Raw genomic sequence first — 22,505 nt, 5'->3', positions numbered from 1 at the left:
TAAGGTTATTTGTTACCGTCTCTATCCTGTGTATTGGGAATCATTTATGCTCAGCATGGCTCATCAACAATAATAAGGAACAACAATGCGCATCACTGCTAACTTCGACGCAGGCAATATTGACGTCATTAATGTAAAAGATAAAAATAATATCCAATTGGCCATTCGTCCAGACGTCGGCGGCGAGTTTTTCCAATGGTTTAACTTTCGCCTATCAGGTCAGATTGGAGAGCAGTATATTCTCAATATCATGAATGCAGGTGAGGCATCCTACCTTGAAGGGTGGGAGAACTACCAAGCAGTTGCGTCTTATGACCGTCAGGAGTGGTTCCGTGTGCCAACCTCTTATACCGATGGCACACTAACCATAGCGGTTGAATTAGAATGTGACACCATCCAAATTGCGTATTTTGCCCCGTACAGTTATGAGCGTCACCAAGATCTGCTTGCGGCTGTACAGACTCATCCGCTCGTCACTTTAGAGCATTTAGGGGAAACGCTTGATAAGCGTGATTTAAGCTTGGTCAAAATCGGTGATGCTGCTGCCAATAAGCGCAATATCTGGATCACGGCGCGTCAGCACCCAGGGGAGACGATGGCTGAATGGTTGGTCGAAGGTTTGTTATATGCCTTATTGGATAGCGATAATGCCACTGCTAAATCTTTACTGGACAAAGCGAATATTTATATCGTGCCCAATATGAATCCTGACGGTAGCGTGCGCGGGCATTTGCGTACTAATGCAGTAGGGACTAATCTAAACCGTGAATGGGAAAGCCCAAGTTTAGAGAAAAGCCCTGAAGTATTTCATGTGATTCGTAAAATGAAAGAAACCGGCGTTGATCTCTTTTATGATGTGCATGGTGACGAGGCATTGCCGTATGTGTTTTTGGCGGGATCACAAGGCACCCCAAGCTATAACGACAAATTGGCCACACTGCGAGATAAGTTTTCCGAGGTGTTAAAGCTGGCCAGTGCCGACTTTCAGTCTGAGGTAGGTTATGAGATAGATGCACCAAACACGGCCAATATGACAGTCGCAACGAACTGGGTGGCGGAGTATTTTGACTGCCTTGCTAATACGTTAGAGATGCCGTTCAAAGACAATGATAATCTGCCCGATGATGAGATGGGTTGGTCGCCAGAGCGTTCTATTAAATTAGGTGAGGCCTCACTAATTGCTATGCTGGCTGTGGTTGATGACTTACGCTAATGAAGGCATGAGTGGCAAATAATCTCATTTTAAGCCTTACAAGCTAAATGATGAGACAGCTCTGATACGTTAGCGATTAAAAAAAGGGTTGTTCTGCCAATATATCGGCAGAACAACCCTTTAACTATTATGCATGAGCGACAGTAATGGTTTGAATGTTTAACAGGCACTAGGCCTTAGTAAAAATAGCTTCTTCACTCAAGCGTGACTTGGATATTTTTGAATTAAAGTCATCCTCATGACGGTAGTCAAATGAGATGACGGACATCGTAGAATAGTCTTTGCTACGCAGGTCAAACTCGTCATCAATTGCTTTTAAAACTATAGTCAAAGAAGTCTAAAACAGCTACAAGGCAGCCGACCGCAGATTGTACATATAGTACCTCTAGGGAGGGTAACACCGTAGCGGTTTAGTAGTTCGCTGACTATATGCCTTCCATCAGCATGGTATCAATATTTAACAGACCAGCCTTCAAGTACGATTTTACCGTGAGCTTCTCTGTTCTCTAGCATTTGATGAGCGCGGCGTAAGTTACTAGCAGTAATAGCACCCAGCTCATGAGCCACCGTGGTTTTTAGCTTGCCGGCATCAATCATGGTGGCCACTTGGTTTAATAGGCGATGCTGCTCAATCATGTCAGGCGTGTTAAACATTGAGCGGGCAAACATAAATTCCCAATGGAGGCTCAAGCTTTTTAGTTTCAATGCGTTGGCATCTAGGGTTTTAGGGTCATCAATGAGCCCCAATTTGCCTTGAGGTTTTAGGCATTTGATGATTTCAGCGTAATGCTCTTCGGTGTTGTTAAGGCTCACCACATAATCCACTTCAGTAATGCCTGTTTTTTTTAGCTCGTCTGATAATGGATTATGATGATTAATCACATAGTCTGCGCCTAGCGCTTTTAACCAATTCACGCTCTCATCTCGTGAGGCAGTACCAATAATTACTGCCTGCGTTCTGGTTTTTAGCAACTGAGTCATGATTGAACCTACGCCGCCTGCTGCGCCCACCACTAAAATAGTCGGGCGGCTTTCAGTCGTTTTTGTATCATCAACATTTTCGCTAGGAGCAACGGGCACTTGCAAACGATCAAACAACATCTCCCACGCTGTGATGGTGGTTAAAGGTAGGGCGGCGGCTTCAGAAAATGACAGTGATTCTGGCATACGTCCTACAATACGCTCATCAACCAATTGGTACTCGGCATTGCTGCCTGAGCGGGTCAAATCACCAGCGTAATAGACGCGGTCGCCTATTGAAAACAAGCTAACATCCTCGCCAACGGCGGTGACCACACCCGCAGCATCCCAGCCAATAACGGCAAACACACCTTCTGCTGCAGGTCTTGCTTCACGGATTTTGTAATCGACAGGGTTGACTGAGATGGCTTTTACTTCTACCAAAACGTCACGACCTGATGCCACCGGTGTGTCTAGAGTGATGTCTTGTAGCGCCATCTCATTATCGATGGGTAAGTTGTCTTGATAGCCGATTGCTTTCATAGTCATAGTCCTAAATATATGTGTTTGTGGGTATATAATAAAAATTATAGTGCAGGCGTTAATATCTGTTGGGTATGTTGTATTAGCGTATTAATAGCCGTTTGGTTCAAGGCATCGTTATGAGGTGTGCCAAATTCGCCTCTCTCATCACTACGCTCACCGTCTTTAATGTCATTATCAAAATACTGGCCAGTTTGGGTGGTAAACGCATCGTCCGCTGCCAATGCGACCAAAATATTGGCCCCTTTATCTGCTGGAGACCAGTACTGTCCGTAAGCTTCACTGACCATGCGAGTATTGAGCAATGAGCCGGGGTTGACGGCGATCACGTTGATGTTATCGCTCGCTACCTGATCGGCCAGTGCCATACTCCACATGGTCAATGCCAGTTTGCTCTGTGCATAAGCGTCTTGATCGCTCAGCTTTGTATCTCCTGCCATGGCGGCTAGTGACACGGTTTGCTGCGCCGCCGAGCTTAAGTTGATAATACGGGCAGGTATGCTGTCGCTAGGTGTGTCGTTAGATTCTTTGACCGCTGATGCACTCATTAACGGTAGTAACGCTTGGGTTAATAGGTAAGGGGCAAAGTAATTCACCATAAAGCGCACGTCTAACCCTGTCTCTGTCTGAGCGTTTGCTACTTTGAACACACCCGCATTATTAATCAGTACATCCAAATGTATTCTGGCAGCTGTAAACTTACTTATCACCGCGTTGGCCATCTCTTTAACATCAGCCAATAGAGCAAAGTCAGCCACGAAACCTTCAATAGTTACTTGCTGACCAGCTTGGCGGGCAGCGGTTTTGACTTCTGCAATCACATCGGCAAGCTTATTGGCATCTCTACCATGCAGATAGATATTGTGACCCAGTTGTGCAAGTTTTATAGCGGCTAATTTACCAATACCATCGGTACTGCCTGTGATTAAAATATTTTTTTTCATTTTTTGTCCTTATGTATTTTAAGAATTCTTATCCATCTGTTGTTCTTAATGATGACTCATAGTAATGCGTTTGATTAACATTAAACAGTAGCCGTCAGCGAAAACACTTTCAATATATTTTTGAAAGTCTATATATATTATGCTTGGCTGCTCATTTGGGCAGTTTGTCTGCCTGTGCGCGCCACTTAGATCTGTCGCCAGCAGCGGTGAGTGCAGCAGTAAAACGCTTAGAGGCCGAAATTGAAACGGTGCTGTTTATTCGCTCAACCCGTAGACTGCGTTTGACCAGTAAAGGTGAGCAATATTTAAAGCATTGCCAAGATGCCGTGGCTATTTTAGACAACGCTTATGCAGGATTGCATGATAATGATGCCGAGCTGACAGGTACGATTCGGTTGTCTGCATCGTCAGATTTGGGTCGAAACTTGATTTTGTCTTGGCTAGATGACTTCATAGACATCTATCCAAAAGTGATGGTGCAGCTGCATATGTCAGACAGCTATGTGGATTTATACGGTCAGCAAATTGATATGGCGCTACGCTATGGCACCCAAAGACTCATCACTGGTGGCACTGCCCATTGCGTTGAAAAATAGTCCTGTATTGTGTGCCTCGCCAGAATACCTAGATAAGTTGGATAGTGGTATGGACATACCGAAAATCCCTGAGGATTTGAGTCAGCACAACTGCTTGTGTTTGGGGCATGATGAAAAGTACTTGAGCGAATGGACTTTTGAGAAAGAGGGCAAAGTAAAGCGTGTGGCAGTAGCGGGCAATCGGCGAAATAAAGATGGCGATGTGGTTCGGCGCTGGGCTGTGGCCGGTCGCGGTATTGCCTTGAAATCAAAGTTAGATATAGCAGCAGATTTAAAAGCAGGGCGATTGGTTGAAGTGGCGTTGGACGGCTGGCAAGTGGCCAATTATCCGCTATATTTGATTTGTCCAGAGCGGCGCTTGATAGATCCGCTATTTAATGAGGTTAAAGAATATCTGGTTGAGCGGGTAGAGGGAGTGTTAGCTTAGGTTTTAGTCAACGCAACCAATGACCAATGGAGATTAATTGCTTTCTTCGAAAACAATCAATTGTATTCCCAAATATTAACATTCAATATGAATACTCTTTAGTTTAGAGCTTAATAGACTTAGGCAGTTCATAAAGGCATGCTCTATTAGATCGCTTTAGTCATCTAAAGATCAGTATTATAAGCTGTACTGTAATGTTGGCAGAGTTAAATCATTTGGGTGAAATTTATGAAGTACACATAGTCAAGATAAGTGGCATTTACCCTGAAGGTGCTTTATTTTGAACTGATGAACTACCTGTACTTGGTACAAGTGTAGAGCTACAGTATTTGGCGAAAGAATACATTTTTAAGGTATATCGGATATAGCTGTGCCCGACTATACCCGATATATTTTTAGAGCAAGTTACCAATCATCTAGCCCCTTTAAAGCGCAGTAAGCGTAACGCATTCAACGTGACCAATACGGTAGCGCCAGTATCAGCCAATACGGCGATCCATAGCCCAGTAATACCCAGTACAGTAGTAATCAGAAATATGGATTTTAGACCAAGTGCAAACATCACATTTTGATGAATATTGGACATGGTGGCACGTGACAGGGCAATGAGATGAGCGACGTCCGTGACGCGACTTTTTAATAGGGCGATATCGGCCGTTTCAATGGCGACATCTGTACCGCCGCCCATGGCGATACCAACATCTGCGGTTGCTAGTGCTGGCGCATCGTTAATACCATCACCAATCATCGCTACTTTGCTATGACCTTTCATCTCATTCAACAAGCGCAGCTTGTCTTCGGGCAACAGCTCAGCTTCCCATTCTATCTCTAAATGACTAGCAAGCGTCTGAGCGGTTAGACGGTTGTCACCTGTAAGCATCACAGAGCGCACACCCATCGCTTTGAGCTGAGACACTCCTGCCTGAGCATCATCTCGCAACTCGTCTCGTAACGCGACCAACCCAAGCACTTCACAGCTTTGCTCATCGAACAGAACGGAGACCGTCTTACCCTCGTTTTGGAGTGCTTCAATTTGTGCATTTTGTTCTACTGATATCGATGTTTCAGTGGCAGCATAAACCGGTGAGCCGATGGCTAGAGGACGATCAGCTACCGTCGCATGTACTGCTTTGCCTGCAGTAGCATAAGCCTTGGAAGCTACTGGTATAGAAATATTAGTAGCTTTGGCATGATCAATGATCGCTTTTGCCAGTGGATGACTAGAGGCAGACTCGACACTGGCAAACAGCGCCAGTATCTCATTCTGACCTTCAGATTTCATACTTTCTTGTATTATGCGCTGCTGTGTAAAGGCAATAACATCGGTAACGCGAGGCTTGCCTTCAGTCAACGTACCCGTCTTATCAAAAGCCACGACATTCACACGACCAATGGTCTCTAAAGCGCTACCACCCTTGATGAGTAAGCCGCGACGGGTACCGACAGCCAACCCTGATGCGATGGCGGCAGGAGTGGATAGGACGAGTGCGCAAGAACAGGCAATTAGCAACAGTGCAAAACCCCGATATAACCAAGTCGCCCATTCTCCTCCCATCGCTAGCGGCGGCACGATAATAACCAGTGCGGAAATCGCCATCACCGCTGGGGTGTAGTAACGACTGAATTTTTCAATAAAGCGGGCAGTAGGGGCTTTACAGGCTTGCGCTTGCTCTACCAGAGTAATAATGCGCGCAATGGTGTTGTCGGCCGCGGTCTTTTCTACGCGGACTTGCAGCGCCCCTTCCATGTTGATGGATCCTGCAAATACTGCATCGCCCATGGCTTTAGCAACGGGTATGGATTCGCCAGTGATGGGTGAATCATCAAGACTAGAGTTACCTTGAACAATGACACCATCAGCAGACACCTTATCGCCAGGTCGTACCAAGACCAAATCATTGACCTGCAATGACACTGCAGGAACGTCACGCTGTCCACTTTGTGCATCAAGTAAAATCGCAGTCTTTGGAACCAATGATGCCAATGCTCTGATACCAGCACGGGCACGATCAGCCGCCACGCTCTCTAGTAATTCACCGACTGAAAACAAGAAGACAACTGCCGCAGCTTCTTCGGCTTCACCAATGATAAGCGCACCAATTGCCGCGATAGACATCAGCATTTCAATTGAAAACGGGGTGCCTGTCATTGCCAAGGTCATAGATTTTCGGGCAAAGGGAAAAACACCCACAATAACGGCAATAGCAAACGCCCACATTCCATAATCAGGAAAAATTAATGCTAACGCGTAGGCGACGCTCATCAGGATACCGAGACCAACCACTTGCTTGCCTTTTCGGGTTTGCCACCAACGCTGTTGCTGCGTATTTAATGGATTGTCACCAATGCCGCCTGCTGCGATTGCTTGATCAGTAGTGGCAGATATACCAAAACCAAGGCGCTTGATGGTTTTTTCGACATCACTGAACTGAGTTTCTGAACCAGAGGCCAATGTTAGCTCTAATTTTTCAGTCGCAAAATTAAGCTGTATGTCAGAGACACCGGGCATACGTGCTAATGCAGTTTCAATCTTTCTGACACAACTGGCACAGTCCATACCTTCAATACGATATTGCATAATGATTCATCCTACTATAAGAATTCTTTTGATAACGCTATTGTGAACCCTCTAGTGGCTTCAGAGTCAAGGCTGTTTTTAGGTAACTGTACAAACTTGATTTTCTCAGTGCTAAACCTTATAGTTACTTTAATGTTTCGGGTTTTGAGATGACTTTGAAATAACTTCAAGAGAACTGTGAGATAACTTTGGAATAACTTTGGAATAACTATGCTAATAAAAATTGGAGAGCTCGCTAAGTGCACTGGTGCCACCGTGGAGACCATTCGCTATTACGAAAAAGAAAAACTATTACCAGAGCCTTCCCGTAGTGAGGGGAATTATCGCTTATATCGTGAAAGCCATCTTGAACGTCTACAGTTTATCCTGCACTGTCGCACACTCGATATGACCTTGAATGAAGTACGTACCTTACTGCAGTATTGGGAAGAACCTAACAGAGATTGCGGTGATTTCGATACCTTGTTGGATGAACATATTCATGCGGTGGAAGTGCGTATAGAGGAATTAAAACAGTTAAAGCAGCATCTAAATGTTTTGCGGCAGAAATGCGTCAGTAGGGCACCCGCGAAGTCATGTGGCATATTAAACGCGCTTGCTGATAACTCCTGTCATAGTCAGTAGTACGGATAACAGTTGTTAATGCCAGAGATATTTCCAAATAACTATGTGCATTCATATAGGCAGTAGATTGATCCGCTATTCAATGCTGTTAAAGCATATTTGATTGAACGGGCAGAGAGCGTATTGGCGTAAAGCGTTTGTTGTTATGATTTATCAAAACTGCCTTATCAATACTGAGTCATGAATACTGAAGCATTTTCAAAAAAATATTTAAGGTGTTTCAGGCTTTGGCCACTGTTTGAATCACAACATTTTTATTACAATGGATTGAATGACGAGGTATATAGTCAACCATACGTAGCGTGATGACAGACAATCAATACGCTATGAAAGGGCTAAATGAGTGTATTTTAAATAAGTATAATATTTGAACATAGGAAGCAGTTATGAACACGCAAGCAAATAAACCTCTAACCGTTGTTGCCACTATTAAAGCCAAGCCTGAGCATGCCGAGCAGATCAAATCTGAGCTACTTAAGCTCACAGCCGCATCGCAAACGGATCAAGGCTGTATTCAGTATACCTTGCATCAAGACAATGCCAATCCTAATGGCTTTATATTTTATGAGATTTGGGAAAATAACGAATCTTTGCAGCAGCATGTACAAAGCTCGCATTTTCAACACTATGCCAAAGTGTCAGAGGGCATGGTTGATGAGTTTGTCATCACTGAGATGACTGCGCTCTAAACAGCATTAGATCGCAGTTCGTAAAGACTCGCCTAGATCAAGGTGGGTAATCGAAAAAGCCTTTCAAGCGAAATATATCATCGCTTGAGAGGTTTTTTTGTATTTAAGCGCTATTAAGCATCTAGTTAAGTACTGAGCTAAAGATGCCTATCACTGAGCCATGCTGTCCAATGCACGCTAGCTGGCCTTCTCTAACAATCACTGTCTAAAAGCCTTGGTGCAAGCCATCACTTGCTCTCTGAACCATTTGTGCTTTGGATCATTTTGATACTTTTTATGCCACAGCATACGCATGGTCATAGGAGTAGGTTGATGCGGCAATGCCACACTGTCTAAATGCGCAAACCATAGTGCATTCAATTTGCTTGGCGCAATCGCCATCAACGCCGATCCTTCAACGAACAGGGCAACAGTCGCAAAGCTGCTGGTACGTATCACTGTTTTATCATCTATCGCATGAATAATACTTTTGTGTGTTTGGCTGGCGGATTCACCTTTGGTAAAACTCAGCCCTACATAGCGGGCATCATCAAAATCTTGCTGGGTCAATGGAGGTGAGCGATACGCAGGGTCGTAATAGCATCTTGCCACATCATCAAACAAACGCACGCTCATGATGTCATTGTGGTCGAGTGCAAATGGTGAAAACACCACATCGATATCGTTTTGACGAAGTTGCTGAATCTCAGGCTTGCTAGAGGGTAATATGTTTAAGTGAAACGACGCCACTTGCGCTGCAATCAGTTGCGACAACTGCGGTAAAAACACGCCGACTTGGTAGTCATTTGCCAATACCGTGTAGTCAAAATGCGCTAGTGCTGGCTCAAACGCTTGCTGTTCAGTCAATTCATTAAGCCGTACTAGTAGCGGTTTGATTTCTTTGTACAAGTACTCACTACGCTGGGTCGGCTTGACGCTTCTACCGGAGCGCACAAACAGTTCATCATCAAATATTTGCCTCAGCTTTTGTAAGCTATGACTGATGGTGGATTGTGTCAGCTCAAGCTGCTCGGCCGTTTTTGTCACTGTGCCGACCTCATGTAAAGTAGTAAATATGAGCAAGTGCTGACCACTTAGTGACAAATAATCGAAATCTTTCATAATTAGTATGGGTAAACCCCTGTTTTTATGCATGAGTTTTTAGCATAAAGTAGTCGTCATGCTATGGCAATGGTTAATTTTTGAATATGTACTCAGCCTTATAGATTCATTCTGTTGCTTATGTTTAAAGGTTTTAACACCGTTAGCTCACGCTACTTAGCACCTACTACTCATCGTATAAAGGAACTTTGATGACAACGCTAGTCAATCTAACCCGAGTAAAAACAGGCTCTATCTTTACCCTGTTATGTGCATTTGCAGTGCCTTCTATTGCAATGGCAAATGTATCAGATCATCTCTATGGCACTGCCCAAATGGGCTATAGCGTGGCTGATGGCGACTCACAAGCATACGGCAATAATATCGCCAATGATAAAGACTTTCCAAGCTCGTTTGACGCAGACGATAGCATGGTTGGCGGTATTGGCCTTGGATATTCTTTTAATCAAAACCTACGTATAGAGGGTCGCTTAGCAAAACGAGAATTTGATATTAATGACACTAGATATGGGACGGGTGCCCGTGAAGGAGAGCAATACCTGCTAGATGGTGAGATGCAAAGCGTGACCATGACCGTTGAAGGATTCTATGATTTTCCAATGAACGCCTCACTGACGCCCTATGTAAAAGCAGGTATTGGACTCTCAAGTAATGAGTATGAAGCTCGGTTAGGTGGTACGGGTGTCGCAGGTTTTGATGTGTATGATGGAAAAGCTGATGGCTATTATGACAATTATACTGATGGCGATTCAAACGAGTTTTCATGGAATGTTGGGGCAGGTGCCAGTTATGCCTTAACACCAAGTACTCATCTATATGGTGAGTATCAATACATTAACTTTGGTGACGTGCAAACAGGACAAGACAATTTCAGCGATGGGTTTGAGGTTGATAATGCATCAGCTCACGAAATCAACTTAGGTGTACGCTATCAGTTTTAATATTTTTGTAGTGTGCAACATCCACCGTATGCAGCGTTGACAGCATACCTCACTTGCTACCCAGTCATACTTTACAGTATCGCTTTATCACTCAATTAAAGGACAATCTCATGACATTTATTCATCAAACCAAGTTACTGACGATCGCTGTTATTGGCGCTCTGGCGCTCACTGCGTGTAATAACATAAAACCTGCTCATCAAGCTCAGCACCATGACATTCATCATAGCGGGGCTGCCACTGAGTCAACTGCCAAAGTGATTGAGATCGCATCGTTCACGCTCAAACCAAACGTATCATATACTGATTTTGCCAAGTTAGACCACACTGTCGAAGTCGACCATGTGGCAAAGCAAAAGGGCTTTGTCTCTCGTGAGTCAGCAATGGGCAAAAACGGCGAATGGATGGTGATGGTGCATTGGGCGAGTTTGGCAGATGCGGATGCATCAATGGAAAGCTTTACTAAAACCCCTATTGCTGCCGAGTTTATGGGCAGTTTGGATCTAGACACGATGAAAATGAACCGCTATACATTGGTGGATAAATAGATTTTCATTGCTTCGTATGGCCAGTAAACACTCAGTGCATTGGGCTATTTTACTTCAAGGCTAGCAACGGGCCACTTCATCACTATCATTATTATTGCTGAATTTAGGAAGGGTCTATTTAACAGACCCCAATCACTCGTATTAAGGAATCATGATGAAAATAGCAGTTACAGCAGCGAACGGAAAGTTGGGTTCTGCTATTATTGAGTCTTTGATAAAGACGCATCCAGCAAACAATATTATTGCGCTGGCACGTAGCCCTATCAAAGCCCAGTTTCTGACCGAGCAATATGGTGTGGAGGTCAGAGCAGGCGATTATGATGACGCCCGACAGCTTGAGGCATCATTACAGGGTGTGGATGCGGTTTTATTGGTGTCTAGTATGGATGAGCCTGACAAGCGTATCGGGCAACACCGTAATGTGATTGCGTCTGCAAAGAAAAGCGGCGTGACAAAAATAGTGTATACCAGTATCCAAGGGTCTAGTACTCAAGCAGCATTTGCCCCCATTGTAAAAAGCAATTGGCAGACCGAGAAGGATATAAAAGACAGTGGGCTTGACTGGGTTATAGGGCGTAATGGCATCTACATCGAGCCTGATGTGGACTATATTGACAGCTATAAAGCGCAGGGCGTGATTGTCAATTGTGCAGGCGAGGGCAGATGTGGTTATACCACTCACGAAGAATTGGCCGTTGCATATGGTCAAATGCTCACCGAAGCCAAGCATTATGCCAACATTTACAACCTAAATGGCAACCCCATTACCCAGCAACAGCTCACGCAGTATTTAAACGAAGCCTTTGATACGGCGCTGACCTATCGCAGTATGACTGTAGACGCGTATAGGCAAGACCGGATCAACGAGTTAGGCCAGTTTATGGGTACAGTTGTGCGGGCATTTATGAGCAGATATCGATAGGTGCGATGGATAACAACAGTGACTTTGCCAAAGCAGCGGGTCGTGAACATATTGGCTGGGATGATTACTTTGACCAACTTAAAAACTCAAAACTAACAGACCAGTAAGTGACTGTGTGCAAATGATATTAACCAAGTGTGTGTTTTGGCAATACCCTGCGTGCTGTAAAGGCATGGTTATGTGTTGTATAAAACACATCAGTGGGTTGTGGTTATATATTTATCCCAATAGGGCGGTGTGCCATAGTAGCCTTCCATAAAATCAATAAAACACCTCACCTTATGAGTCAGCAGCTTTCTATGGGCATAAACAGCATATAAGCCGATAGAGTTGGGTTCATGTTCAGGGAGAACGATGACTAACTTGCCAGCATTTAGGGCATGGCTGGCAATAAAAGTCGGTTGCAACACCAAGCCCGCCCCTTCAATGGCGGCCTCTACCAGTACGTCGCCGTTATTACTACGAAAAACACTGCTCTCCTTGAGCTGTTTTGCCTTTAGATATTTAAAGATTTGTCCTTTGGTGTCTACATTCATATAACTGTAATGCAGATAGCGATGCATCTCTAAATCCTCCAGTCGCTCGGGTGTCCCGTGAATTTTTAGATAGTCAGGCGATGCGCATAACACCACTCGAATGGGTGCAATTTTTTTAGCAATCAGCGATGAGCTTTTAAGCTGTCCAATACGCAGTGCAATGTCAAACCCTTCTTCAACAATATCTACTTTTCGGTCGCTCAGCTGTAGATCAACAGTGACGGAAGGGTAGCATGCCTGAAAGTCAGTGATTAACTTAGCCATGTGTTTTAAAGCAAAAGAGACGGGTGCGCTGATACGCAAGACGCCCTTAGGAAGCTGTTGTAAGCCGCCCAGTTTTGACTCCATATCATCAATACTTAATAAAATCTGCTGGGCATGACCAAAGTAATGGCTACCCGCTTCTGTCAGGCTTACTTTACGAGTGGTACGGTTCAACAGACGGATATTAAGCTGCTCTTCCAATTTAGAGACATACTTACTGACCAATTGTGGCGACAGGTTTAAGGTGTTTGCCGCATTACTAAAGCTGCCGTCGATCACCACTGCCACAAAAGCGCGCATTGCATCGATTCTGTCCATTTTATTGACTCGTTTTTATTGATTCGTTGTTTTATTGAGTGTGCATCAGTATTTTACTATTAACATGATTATAAACGCTGTGTTGTTAATCATTCAATATTAGCTATCTTACTCTTTCGTTATGTTGATAGTAAAGTATGGTTATTCCAACAGATTAAACATCCCTTTTAAAATAAATATTATGGAGTCATCAAACATGAAAACCTCAATCGTTAATAAAGTTCTAACATCTAAAGCAGGAACGGCCGCATTAATACTTCGTGTGCCAGTAGGTTTGATTTTGGCCGCACATGGCGCGCAAAAGTTGTTTGGTTGGTTTGGTGGTAATGGCTTGGCAGGAACGGCGCAATGGCTAAGCAGCATCGGCATGGAACCCGGTTTGCTCATGGCCATATTGGCAGGCGGCGCTGAGTTCTTTGGTGGTCTTGCTTTGGTACTAGGGCTACTCACACGACCTGCTGCGCTCGTCGCTGCATTCACCATGCTCGTCGCTATTTTCTCGGTTCATATCGGTAATGGACTGTTTGCTGATAACGGCGGTTATGAGTATGCGTTGGTACTGATGGTGGCTTTGATTGCTTTGGCGATACAAGGCGGTGGCTCTTTTAGTATGGATAAAGCATTGTCAGAAAGGTTCGATCGCGTTTAACCGTTATACATAAAGGAGTGACGCTCATGAACACTAAGTCAGAAACAGTCAAGCAGCCGGTATTTTTTATACCTCATGGTGCAGGGCCTTGCTTTTTTATGGACTGGAAACCCACTGATACTTGGGATTTAATGGCTGATTTTTTAACCGCACTCCCAAGTCGATTACCGCAGCGGCCCAAAGCTATTTTGGTGGTCAGCGCCCATTGGCAAACATCAGATTTTGGTATTACCGCTGGCGTGCAACCTGCATTGATTTATGATTATTATGGGTTCCCTGAGCATACTTATCAGCTTACGTACCCCGCCGTTGGTGCGCCGATATTGGCTAGAAAAATTGGTCAGTTACTCACTGATGCAGGATTGAACAATCATCAGGATGCGTCAAGAGGCTTTGATCATGGTATGTTTATCCCGCTAAAGCTGATGTTTCCTGACGCAGATGTTCCAGTGGTGCAACTGTCGCTACGCAGTGATTTAGACCCTAAAGCACATTTAGCAGTAGGCGCCGCAATTGCTTCATTACGTGATGAAGGCGTATTGATTGTAGGCAGCGGCATGAGCTTTCATAATATGCGCGGCTATGGCGATTCAAACTTCACGGGCCCGTCAGAGGTGTTTGACGAATGGCTAACTGAAGCGGTTGCAGATAATACTGATAATCGATGGACGGCGCTTAGTAATTGGTCGCAAGCCCCTCATGCTCTTGAGTCTCATATGTTAGGGGCGGAGGAGCATCTACTACCTCTTATGGTTGCCATTGGCGCGGCAGAAAAAGATCGAGGGGAAAAAATCTATTCTGAACAAGTAATGAGCACTCAAATTTCAGCGTTTCAGTTTGGCTGATAAACAGAAGTTACTTGAGTCCTTCAGACATAATATAGTCGAACCACTCTTAAAGTGTTACGGCGTTAGACTCTCTTAGCCTACTACTGTAGTACTTGCGTTCGTCTGCCTTGTATCATTTTTAACATTGATTGACTATAGCACGCAGCAAAACAGGCATATTACTTAGCAGTAATAAGCCTGTTTTTCATGCAATGACTCTTGTAAATGGGCAATCAGCAGTTTCAGTTTTTGATCAGGCTGCCTCGCTTTAGGGTACACCGCATACATGCCCATTCTTTTTCGGGTAAAGCGTTGCAAGATTTGCGTGAGCTTATTTTGCTGCATTTCTTCGTACACAAGCGCTTGTGGCAAAAAAGCAATCCCTAAACCGTTCAGCGTGGCGCGTTTAATCGCATCAAGGTGATTGCTATGAAACTGCCCATGCACCGTGAGCAGTTGCTCTGTTCCATCTATATATAGTGGCCATATGTCGTTAGTCGCATTATCAAATTTATAGACCAAGCACTCATGATTCTGTAATTGTTCAGGGGTTTGAGGTGTACCATGTTGCTTTAAGTAGTCCGGTGTCGCACATATCACCCACTGGCTATCTATCAAACGCTTTGCTATGAGTGATGAGTCTTCAAGCTCTGCGGTTCTTATGGCGAGATCAAAGCCTTCTTCTATTAAATCAACCAACCGATTGGTGATTTGCAAATCCACCGATATTTGAGAGTATTTTTTACAAAATTTGGCAATCGAGTCACTCAATATCAAATTAGCAGATACCACTGGTAGAGTGATACGTATGTTGCCTTTCATGTCCTCACCGTAACCGGTTATGGCATTTTCGGCTTCTTGAAAAGCGATTTTGGCAATTTTGGCTTTGTTATACAGCGTTCTACCCGCGTCGGTTAAGCTTAGTTTTCTGGTGGTTCTATAAAGCAGCTGAGCATTGACATTCTCTTCTAGCCTTGCAATACGTTTGCTGACGACTGAATTTGTTAAAGACAGCTTTTCAGCGACTCTAGAAAACGACCCTTCATCAACCACTTGAACGAATAAAACCATGTCATCAGCTTTGACCATACTTGTGCTCCAACTGGGATAATGTGTTTTCTATTATACCAAAAAAGGAAAATAACATTGTCCTTTGATACAATATATCAATGGATTGACAAGGCGTAGAATACTTTAGGGAATTTTGAATATTTAGTCGATACACTAATGACCAATCACTGTGTATGGCGGTTTAAAAGGTTCTAATCACTATTTTTATCTACCTTCTACTACGTGCTATTCTGTGGCATCATCGTCATGGCTGCCATTTACATTTTTGGTTTTCAAGGGCCTTTAGCATAATGAGTGACACACAATCACAAGTTAAGGAGCATCATATGGCTTCATCAAACCTTTTCTCATCAAATATAACGTATCCAGACATACTCCGTCCTGATCTAGTGTTAGAGAAGCTAACGCATTTATTGGGGGCCAGTAATGTACAGGCTGATCCAGAGAAAAACGAACACTATAGAATGGGGTGGCGCTCTGGTGGCGGTAATGCTTTGGCTGTTTTGTTTCCGCAAACTCTGCTGGAGATTTGGCGCAGCCTAGAGGTGTGCGTTGAAGGCGACTGCATCATTATCATGCAAGCGGCAAAAACAGGACTGACGGAAGGCTCAACCCCGAGCGGTAATGACTACGATAGACCGGTGGTTGTAATCAACACCCTTGCAATGAACCAGTTGTATTTGGTGAATGACAACGAGCAAGTGATTAGCTTGCCTGGGGCGACATTACATCAGTTGCAAAGTCAGCTTAATACCGTAAATAGGGCGCCTCACTCCGTCATCGGGTCATCGACATTGGGCGCGTCTATTATTGGTGGTATTTCTAACAACTCCGGTGGTGCGTTGGTTAAAAGAGGCCCTGCCTATACCGAGCTTGCACTGTTTGCCCAAATAAACCAACATGGTCAGCTAGTATTGGTTAATCATCTAGACGTAGAGTTGGGCGACACTCCAGAAGAAATACTCACTAATTTACAAACAGGTAATTTTGATAAAAGAGAACTACCTAACACTGGCAAGCTCGCATCTGACAAAGAATACATCGCTAGAGTAAAAGATGTTGATGCAAGCACGCCAAGCCGATTCAATGCGGATAAGCGAAGACTGTATGAAGCCAGTGGCTGCGCTGGCAAGCTTGCCGTGTTTGCAGTACGTCTTGACACTTATCCAATAGCGGCAAAAGAGAAAACCTTTTATATAGGTACCAATAGTGTGAGTGAGCTGGCACAGTTGCGACGGCAGATACTATCAAACTTTGAAAATATTCCTGAAGTTGGCGAGTATATGCATCGTGATATATTTGATGTATCTGCTAAATATGGCAAGGATACGTTCCTAAGTATTAAGCATCTCGGTACAAATGCCTTACCTAGATTGTTTTCTATCAAAGGCGCTATGGACGCAAAGTTCCATAAATGGTCATGGATGCCAAAGCATTTCACTGACAAGGTTATGCAGTTCATCGCCAATATATTTCCAAAGCATTTACCGAAGCGCATGATGGAGTATCGCGATCAATATGAACATCATCTCATCATAAAAATGAGTGATGAGGGTATAGCAGAGGCTAAAGACTTTCTGAAGACTTTCTTTGCTGCTTCAGACACAGGTAACTATTTTGAATGTAGTCAGGAAGAGTCAGAAAGCGCGCTTTTAAATCGTTTTGCCGCAGCTGGTGCCGCATTACGCTATGAAGTCATGCATGAAAAAGAAGTCGGTGAGATATTGGCATTAGATATTGCCATACCACGTAACGAATTAGAATGGCTTGAAACCCTACCTGAAGAAATTGAACAACATTTGGAAAAGAAACTCTATTACGGACACTTCTTTTGCTATGTGTTTCATCAAGATTATATTTTGAAGAAGGGCAGTGATGCACATCTTGTTAAAAAGATGATGTTAGAACTGCTGAGCGCCCGCGGGGCAAAATATCCTGCTGAGCATAATGTAGGGCATCTATACGAAGCAGAACCTGATTTACAGAACTTTTATAAAAGTCTAGACCCAACCAACACCTTTAATCCGGGTATTGGTAAAATGTCGAAAACCAAACGTAATTGCTCGTGCTGTTTATAGGCCACTAAATGTATTCATGTGCTAATTGACGACACGCCCCAAGGGCTTGATCGGAGAATACCTGCCTAAAGGCTGTAGCTTTAGACAGGTATTTGATATTGGAATACAAGCGATTGAATATAAATCTCACAACACACCAAGCGTGCTCAATTGGCTTTTAGCGGACGCTAATCGAGCACTCTATCATTTAGCGTTGCGCTTGCTGTATCTTCTTGGTGCGTGTAATTAGCATGTTCCTAAGTATGTATATCTAAATTATGGTTCGTCAACCGGTTTTATCGTCTCTAGCCTATCCGGACTAGTATCATAAAGAATGGCTTTGACCAGTGATATTCCCATGAGTACCATCACAAAACTAAAGGGCAAGGCACCAATAACCATCGCCGTTTTAATCGCACCCAGTCCTCCGCTTATCAGCAGTACGCCAACAACCAAGGCTAGTATTACGCCCCAAAAGATAATATGTGGGCGGCCTTTTGGACCCTCGTTACCACCTGAATTGATGGTGTTGATAACTAAAATTGCCGAATCTAAAGTCGTGACTAAATAGGTCAATAGTAAGACCAGAACTAAAATTGCCATTATCCAAGCAAAACCTGGCGACAGCATCACATCAAGCATTGCCAATAATTGAGATTCTTGACCTACGCTTGAGATGGCGTTGGTTCCACCTAGCGTTAAGTCAATCGCGGTTCCACCCACCATTGAAAACCAAATAAAACACATCAGAGCAGGTAGGATAACGGTACCGAATAAATAAGTCCGAATACTACGACCACGTGAAATGCGAGCAAAGAAAACACCAACAAAAGGACCAAAAGCAATCCACCATGCCCAATAAAACACAGACCAGTCTTTTTGCCATGTAGCAAGTGTGTCACCGACCACCGTACCATCTGGCTGCCAAACCGTAAATAGCAGCTCAGGAAGTGCGACGACATAGTCAAACACACCTAAGAAAAAAGATTGTAAACCAAAGAAGGTCGAACCGAATATTAAGAAAAAGGCAAACAGAATAAGACTTAACCCCATGTTTATGTTAGAGAGCCATTTCACCCCTTTACCTAGCCCAGAAAGCGCAGATAGGGTTGCTATACCAACGATAACGACCAGTGCAACGATAATGGCTGCCGTTGACGATGTGCCATCGGCATTCATCAACCATTCGCCCAAACCAACGCGGTACATACTAGAAACGAATTGCTCAACCCCAAACCCTAATGTTTGGGCCACGCCCAAGATAGTTGCAATAACGGCAACGATGTCAATGGTATTACCGAGCTTACCGGATAGTTTTTGGCCGAATAATGGCGCAAGACCCGAGCGAATAGTTAGCGGTAGTTTACGTCGAAACGAAAAATAGGCCATCGATAATCCGACTAAGGAATAACAAATCCATGCGCTGAATCCCCAATGTAGAAAGGCCCATTTATAGGCATAGCGTACATTGTCGGCACCAGAGGCTGTTGCCAACCCTTGGATGACTTCAGGGTTATTGGCAAAGTGATACATCGGCTCTGCGGTCGCAAAAGTCAACATACCAACACCGATACCTGCGCCGAAAATCATCGAAAACCATGAAAAGTTGGAGAACTCAGGTTTATCCCCTGTGTCCCCTAAAATCAATCTCCCATAGCGCGGCACAACGGCCAGAATCAACGCTAAAATTAAGAAAAAGGCGACACATAAGATATACCATGTCGAAAAGTGATTGAGTAAGAAGGTATTGAGCGACCCTAAGATAGTCGTTGAATTATCAGGAAAGATGACAGCCCAAACAATGAGCAGACCCAGTAAGATTTTAGCGGTAATCGTAACGTCTTTATTAAACCCTTCATAAAAGCCTTTTGTGGCTACTTTAATCGGCAATTTGGTTAAAGGTTTTCTGCTGCTGTTTTTCATATCTAATCCTTTAGATGGTTTTTTTCTTGTTTAAATGAGCATCAAGCTGCACTGTCCTTTGAGCAGCTTAATTCCTATCATTTAGGGTGTGTCATCAGCCAGATACCAACCAACTTGCATCATGGTTAGCAGGGTACTCCAACTGATGACACTGCCTCATTTAACTTGGTAAAAACTCTTGACTCCAACTATCACTCAAATCGCCACTGGCAATACTGGCATCAATGTCTGTCTCGCTATAGCCAAGTTCTAGCATGATCTGACGGGTGGATTGTCCAAATTTTTCAGGTCGAGGCAGTGCGTACACGATGCTGTTCGATGGACGAATAGCATAGGGATCTAGCTGCGTCACTATATGGCCACTTGGATGATCTTCATAAATTGAAAACGAATAACTACCATTGTCAGTACCTGGTGTGCCATCTGCTGTGCGGCTGTATTCAGCACGTAATGCATTGATATCCGCACAGACGACAGCCGCAATATCGGCAGCTTGCAGACGTTCTACCCAGTCATGAGCAGGCGCTTTTTGAAAAATATTAGACAAGAATGCCGCACGTTCAGTTTTATCCAGCTCACTGAAACCTTGTAAGTCTTCAACGTTTTCGAAGTTTTTTACATCAATTTCATACGCGTTTAATAACAAGTAGTTCCCTGAAGAGGTATAGTAAAAGCGCGTCAATTCATCATGGCCGTTGGTTTCTCGACCTGATGGCTCATTGAATAACCCGCGTTTTTCAAAATCATAACAATAGGGGATTTGTAGTAGGGCGCTATTGGCGACCAATGAAGTACGACCACGTCCAATGCGGCCTGTACGATATTTTTGATAGAGCGCCACACCAATACTCATGGCGCCGCCAAAGCCGCACATGACATCAATAGTACCAACGTGTGCGTGCTCTTCAGGAGTATCCATAGCACCGCCGCATCGCAACATGATGCCGGTAGATGCCTGTACCACATCGTCATAGCCTATGAAATCACTACTCGGACCCTTACGGACGCCGCTAAAACAATCAAGCTTACAGAATATAGCGTCAGGATTTAAGGCTTTTAAGCCTTCAGTATCCAAGCCCATTTTTTTGATTTGTGTGTCTGTTGCATTCCAAACAATAACGTCAACGGAACGAACCAACTTCTCGAACACTTCTCGTCCTGTGCCCTTGCTAATATCAGCAAGTATGGAGCGTTTGCCGACCATTTGAGACATACCATAAATGACAGTATTCCAGCTGTCGTATAATGGAGAGGCAGAATCAAGCTTGATAACTTCTGCACCAAAACGCGCCAAATAACAGGCCGAATGCGGGCCTGCAATGACGTTGCAAAGATCAAGTACTTTAATACCGTCTAACCAACCGCTTTTTTCATCGACATTATTGATTGAAGGCAACTTGGTTTTGATTGCCTTTAATTTTTTCAATGCACCCTCAAAGTCGATAGGCTGCGGTGCTTTCGGTTGTAACATCAACTCGCCACATTCTTCTAACCATACAATTGGTCCTGGTTGAATCATCTTGCCATAAGTGGGATCATCAACTTCAATCATGAGTCCTGTTGTTTCTGCATGATCATCATGAATCCACTCTTGTAGCCAACGCTGCGGTGCACCAGGTATGCCGCGTTTCCCAAAAATCTTCTGCCACTCTTTTGACGTACGTAATAAAAACGCCACTTTCATTTTTTCGGCAATACGATCTGCCCAATGTTTTGGCATGGGATAAACCCCAAGCGATGTATCAGATGTCCACTGACTAGAAGGCAAATAAGTGTCTTCCTCCTCAGTCAATCCTTCCTCAAGTAATTCGTCGTATAACCCGAGTACTTGCAAACAACGCTTGGCGTGATGTTTATGGCTAGGGCATACCACGTAAAACATACGGCCGTCTTTACACATGTAACTGCGGTAAAAAGGATCTAGCAGTTCTTGCAATGACTCGTAGTCCATATTCATGGGAATACCTTCAACGCGGCGACGTTGAATCTCAACTTCGCGTTGGGTCAAATAGCGTTCAGGTAGGTTTTCGATATCGATTGAGTTGTAACAAAGACCTTCCATCACAGCCGCAGCAAGTGGAACTTCAATAGCATCGCCAAGCCCCGTGTTTTCACGTGCTTGTAGTGCAAAAACAACGGAAGAGCCTGCCAGCATGGCGCCATAAGCAGAGGGCAGTGGTAGGGGTGAAAACGAGGGGTTGATGCCCATAAGTACACGGTTTAAACCCATGTCAGTAAACACGCCCGAGCTCGCTGCCACAATGCTTTCATAGGCGCGTAACTCACGGCGATTTTCGTCATTTGATGCAAATCCAGGGATTGACAGCGTGATCAGCTGCGGCCGCTCTTTTCGTAGCGCGACCAAATCTAATCCCATTTCTGCCATTTTTCCAGGGCGAAAGCCTTCGATAACGATGTCACTTTCTAGAATTAATTGCCTAGCTTGCGCCAAGCCTTCATCCGTCTTAAGATCGAGTGTTAACATCAATTTATTGCGATTCAATACCGCATTGGCTGGACTGTGCCACTTTGGGCCTGATGGCGGATCTATATGAACCACGGTTGCGCCTAAGTCGCCAAGCATCATACCGACAGCGGGACCAGCAATATATTGACCAAAATCGATGACTTTGACACCCAGTAATGGCAATTCAAAAGTTTCTCGCATAGTTATCTATCCTTAGAATTTTATGGTACGACTATGAAAAATTAGAATTCAGTCAGAGCACTTGCCGGTCGTCCATTAATGGAGAGAGTCAGAAGCAAGCAGCATT

At 44.2% G+C, this 22,505-nt stretch carries 17 protein-coding genes and 1 pseudogene; 10 read left to right on the top strand and 8 right to left on the bottom strand.

All coding sequences use genetic code 11. The features are described 5' to 3' along the window. Positions 1-85: 85 nt before the first annotated feature. Positions 86-1,213 carry a M14-type cytosolic carboxypeptidase gene (locus tag I6E86_RS08860; RefSeq protein ID WP_197177107.1) on the top strand — a complete coding sequence of 376 codons (1,128 nt, stop codon included), beginning with the start codon at positions 86-88 and terminating at the stop codon, positions 1,211-1,213. 450 nt (positions 1,214-1,663) lie between these two features. Here the strand turns inward: I6E86_RS08860 and I6E86_RS08855 are convergent, their stop codons facing one another. Beyond that, positions 1,664-2,716 (bottom strand): zinc-binding alcohol dehydrogenase family protein, encoded by a 1,053-nt coding sequence (locus tag I6E86_RS08855; RefSeq protein ID WP_197177105.1) that lies wholly within the window; start codon positions 2,714-2,716, stop codon positions 1,664-1,666. A 44-nt stretch (positions 2,717-2,760) separates the two neighbouring features. After that, on the bottom strand, positions 2,761-3,660 hold the full coding sequence (locus tag I6E86_RS08850) for an SDR family NAD(P)-dependent oxidoreductase (protein WP_197177103.1): 900 nt from the start codon (positions 3,658-3,660) through the stop codon (positions 2,761-2,763). A 116-nt stretch (positions 3,661-3,776) separates the two neighbouring features. On the opposite strand from I6E86_RS08850, the pseudogene I6E86_RS13895 reads away from it, so the two are divergent. Then, positions 3,777-4,683 (top strand): annotated as a pseudogene (locus I6E86_RS13895) (LysR family transcriptional regulator). A gap of 412 nt (positions 4,684-5,095) precedes the next feature. Here I6E86_RS13895 and I6E86_RS08835 read toward each other — a convergent pair. Further along, the gene (locus tag I6E86_RS08835) at positions 5,096-7,261 is read right to left on the bottom strand and encodes a heavy metal translocating P-type ATPase (protein ID WP_197177097.1); all 2,166 of its coding nucleotides are present in this window, start codon (positions 7,259-7,261) and stop codon (positions 5,096-5,098) included. Between the two features lie 210 nt (positions 7,262-7,471). Between I6E86_RS08835 and cadR the strand changes: the two genes are divergently transcribed. Continuing rightward, on the top strand, positions 7,472-7,885 hold the full coding sequence (gene cadR / locus I6E86_RS08830; protein WP_197177095.1) for a Cd(II)/Pb(II)-responsive transcriptional regulator: 414 nt from the start codon (positions 7,472-7,474) through the stop codon (positions 7,883-7,885). 386 nt (positions 7,886-8,271) lie between these two features. After that, positions 8,272-8,574: a putative quinol monooxygenase gene (locus I6E86_RS08825; protein ID WP_197177088.1), complete on the top strand. Its 303-nt coding sequence runs from the start codon at positions 8,272-8,274 to the stop codon at positions 8,572-8,574. Positions 8,575-8,772: 198 nt separating this feature from the next. On the opposite strand, the gene I6E86_RS08820 is transcribed toward I6E86_RS08825, so the two are convergent. Further along, positions 8,773-9,675, bottom strand: a complete 903-nt coding sequence (locus I6E86_RS08820) for a LysR family transcriptional regulator (RefSeq protein ID WP_197177086.1) — start codon at positions 9,673-9,675, stop codon at positions 8,773-8,775. A 191-nt stretch (positions 9,676-9,866) separates the two neighbouring features. Here I6E86_RS08820 and I6E86_RS08815 point away from each other — a divergent pair, with 191 nt between their 5' ends. The 3 genes from I6E86_RS08815 to I6E86_RS08805 all read left to right on the top strand — a co-directional run bounded on the left by I6E86_RS08815 (position 9,867) and on the right by I6E86_RS08805 (position 12,086). Further along, positions 9,867-10,616, top strand: coding sequence for an outer membrane protein (locus I6E86_RS08815; RefSeq protein ID WP_197177084.1), 750 nt, complete (start codon positions 9,867-9,869; stop codon positions 10,614-10,616). A 110-nt stretch (positions 10,617-10,726) separates the two neighbouring features. Next, positions 10,727-11,164 (top strand): antibiotic biosynthesis monooxygenase family protein, encoded by a 438-nt coding sequence (locus I6E86_RS08810; RefSeq protein WP_197177082.1) that lies wholly within the window; start codon positions 10,727-10,729, stop codon positions 11,162-11,164. Between the two features lie 154 nt (positions 11,165-11,318). After that, the gene (locus I6E86_RS08805) at positions 11,319-12,086 is read left to right on the top strand and encodes an NAD(P)H-binding protein (protein WP_197177081.1); all 768 of its coding nucleotides are present in this window, start codon (positions 11,319-11,321) and stop codon (positions 12,084-12,086) included. 197 nt (positions 12,087-12,283) lie between these two features. Here I6E86_RS08805 and I6E86_RS08800 read toward each other — a convergent pair whose 3' ends face one another. Further along, on the bottom strand, positions 12,284-13,204 hold the full coding sequence (locus I6E86_RS08800) for a LysR family transcriptional regulator (RefSeq protein WP_197177079.1): 921 nt from the start codon (positions 13,202-13,204) through the stop codon (positions 12,284-12,286). Positions 13,205-13,400: 196 nt separating this feature from the next. Between I6E86_RS08800 and I6E86_RS08795 the strand changes: the two genes are divergently transcribed. After that, positions 13,401-13,853 (top strand): DoxX family protein, encoded by a 453-nt coding sequence (locus I6E86_RS08795; protein ID WP_194365306.1) that lies wholly within the window; start codon positions 13,401-13,403, stop codon positions 13,851-13,853. Between the two features lie 26 nt (positions 13,854-13,879). Further along, a complete protein-coding gene (locus I6E86_RS08790; protein ID WP_197177077.1) occupies positions 13,880-14,698 on the top strand; it encodes a DODA-type extradiol aromatic ring-opening family dioxygenase in 819 nt (272 codons plus the stop codon). 165 nt (positions 14,699-14,863) lie between these two features. Here I6E86_RS08790 and I6E86_RS08785 read toward each other — a convergent pair whose 3' ends face one another. Next, complete coding sequence (locus I6E86_RS08785; RefSeq protein WP_197177075.1) at positions 14,864-15,769, bottom strand: LysR family transcriptional regulator; 906 nt, start codon at positions 15,767-15,769, stop codon at positions 14,864-14,866. Positions 15,770-16,077: 308 nt separating this feature from the next. Between I6E86_RS08785 and dld the strand changes: the two genes are divergently transcribed. After that, positions 16,078-17,829, top strand: a complete 1,752-nt coding sequence (gene dld / locus I6E86_RS08780; RefSeq protein ID WP_197177073.1) for a D-lactate dehydrogenase — start codon at positions 16,078-16,080, stop codon at positions 17,827-17,829. A gap of 255 nt (positions 17,830-18,084) precedes the next feature. Here dld and I6E86_RS08775 read toward each other — a convergent pair whose 3' ends face one another. Both I6E86_RS08775 and I6E86_RS08770 read right to left on the bottom strand, forming a co-directional pair. Continuing rightward, complete coding sequence (locus I6E86_RS08775; protein ID WP_197177071.1) at positions 18,085-19,731, bottom strand: BCCT family transporter; 1,647 nt, start codon at positions 19,729-19,731, stop codon at positions 18,085-18,087. Positions 19,732-19,891: 160 nt separating this feature from the next. Continuing rightward, complete coding sequence (locus I6E86_RS08770) at positions 19,892-22,399, bottom strand: CoA transferase (protein ID WP_197177069.1); 2,508 nt, start codon at positions 22,397-22,399, stop codon at positions 19,892-19,894. Positions 22,400-22,505: the final 106 nt, after the last annotated feature.

Origin of the sequence: Psychrobacter sp. SWN149 (assembly GCF_015864565.1) — a bacterium.
GTDB lineage: Bacteria > Pseudomonadota > Gammaproteobacteria > Pseudomonadales > Moraxellaceae > Psychrobacter.
Note: the sequence above shows the minus strand (reverse complement) of the source record. Positions and strands in the feature narration are given on the sequence as shown.